Genomic DNA, 2,006 nt, shown 5'->3' with positions numbered 1-2,006 from the left:
GCGCAAGGCCGGGCGGCGCCTGGTGATCTGAGTGTCCAGCACCAGCGTCAAGGGCGGCGCCCACCCCCGTGCACGGGGGCGCGCTCAGCGGCGGGGAAGCGCTCGGCGGAGGGGCCCGCTCACACCCCCGCGCCCGCGGGCACGCCCGCGTAGGTGCGCCACAGCTGTGCGTACCGTCCGTCGCGCTCCAGCAGCTCCGCGTGGGCGCCGTCCTCCACCACCCGGCCGTGGTCCAGAACCACCACCCGGTCCGCGCGGGCGGCCGTGGTGAGGCGGTGGGCGACGACCAGGGTGGTACGGCGGCCCGCCAGGCGGTCGGTGGCCCGGTTGACCAATGCCTCGGTGGCCAGGTCCAGGGCCGCGGTGGCCTCGTCCAGCAGCAGGATGTCGGGGCGCACCAGCTCCGCGCGGGCCAGGGCGATCAGCTGTCGCTGCCCGGCCGAGAGGTTGCGCCCCTTCTCGGCGACCGGATGCAGATAGCCGCCCGAGAGCGTGGCGATCATCTCGTGCGCGCCGACCGCCCGCGCGGCGGCCTCCACCTCGGCGTCGGTGGCGTCGGGACGGCCGTAGGCGATGGCGTCGCGCACCGTGCCGGGGAAGAGATACGACTCCTGCGGCACCACACCGAGCCGGTGGCGGTAGCCGGCCAGGTCCAGCTCGCGCAGGTCGGCGCCGTCCACCCGGACGGTGCCCGAGGTCGGGTCGTAGAACCGGGCGACCAGCTTGACCAGCGTGGACTTGCCCGCGCCCGTCTCGCCGACGAAGGCGACCGTCTGCCCGGCGGGGATCTTCAGGTCGATGCCGGACAGCGCGTTCTCGCCGCCCTCCCCGGCCCCGCCGCCGTCACCGCCGGCGTTGTCGGCGTTGTCGGCGTTGTACCGGAAGGCGACGTCCTCGAAGACGATCTCGCCGCGCAGCCGGCCCACCTCGCGCGGCTCGCTCGGCAGCGGCGTCGTCGTCCGCTCGCGGAGCAGTTCCTGGACGCGGCCCAGGGAGACGACCGCCTGCTGGTAGCCGTCGAAGACCTGCGAGAGCTGCTGCACGGGGGCGAAGAACAGCTCGATGTAGAGCAGGTAGGCCACCAGCGCGCCCGCCGTCAGCGTGCCGTCGCCCACCCGGTTCGCCCCGACGATCAGCACGGCGGCGGTCGCCAGGGAGGCGAGGAACTGGATGAAGGGGAAGTACACCGAGATCAGCCACTGGCCGCGCACGCGCGCCTGCCGGTAGCCGTCGCTGAGCTCGGCGAAGCGGCGCGCGTCGCGCTCCTCGCGGCGGAACGCCTGCACGATCCGCAGACCGGCGACGCCCTCCTGCAGGGCGGCGTTGACACCGCTGACGCGCTCGCGCGCCAGCTCGTAGGCCTTGATGCTCTGGCGGCGGAAGAAGACCGTGCCGATCACCAGCGGCGGCAGGGTCGCCAGGACCACCAGCGCCAGCCCCGCGTCGATGACGACGAGGGCGACCATGATGCCGAAGAAGGTCAGCACCGCGACGATCGCCTGCACCAGCCCCGTCTGCAGGAAGGTCGTCAGGGCGTCCACGTCGGTGGTCATCCGGGTCATGATCTTCCCGGTCAGTTCGCGCTCGTAGTAGTCGAGCCCGAGGCGCTGGAGCTGGGCGAAGATCTTGACGCGGAGGGTGTAGAGGATCCGCTCGCCGGTGCGGCCGATGGCGCGGGTCTCGCCGGTCTGCGCGGCCCACTGGACCAGGACGACGACCAGCGCCAGCGCCGAGGCGGCCCAGACCGCGCCGAGCGCCGCCCGCTGGACGCCCTCGTCGATGCCGTGCCGCACCAGTACCGGCAGAAGCAGTCCGGCGGCCGCGTCGATCACGACCAGCAGCAGGCTCAGCAGCAGCGGCCCGCGGAAGCCGCGCAGCAGGTGCCGCAGCCCGTAGGCGGACTCGGCGGTCGCGGCGCGCTCCTCGTCGATACCGGGGGTGTCGGTGGCCGGGGGCAGGGCCGCGACCTTGTCGAGCATCTCGGGGGTGGCCGGGGCCCCGGCCAG

1 protein-coding gene is annotated in these 2,006 nt (G+C 73.9%); it reads right to left on the bottom strand.

Annotated elements, in window-relative coordinates:
• Nucleotides 1-119 precede the first annotated feature (119 nt).
• Nucleotides 120-2,006, bottom strand: a 1,887-nt coding sequence (locus tag LJ221_RS08710; RefSeq protein ID WP_241715150.1) for an ABC transporter ATP-binding protein, incomplete at its 5' end; no start/stop codon positions are given.

Origin of the sequence: Streptomyces sp. CNQ085 (assembly GCF_022614595.1) — a bacterium.
Taxonomy (GTDB): Bacteria; Actinomycetota; Actinomycetes; order Streptomycetales; family Streptomycetaceae; genus Streptomyces.
Note: the sequence above shows the minus strand (reverse complement) of the source record. Positions and strands in the feature narration are given on the sequence as shown.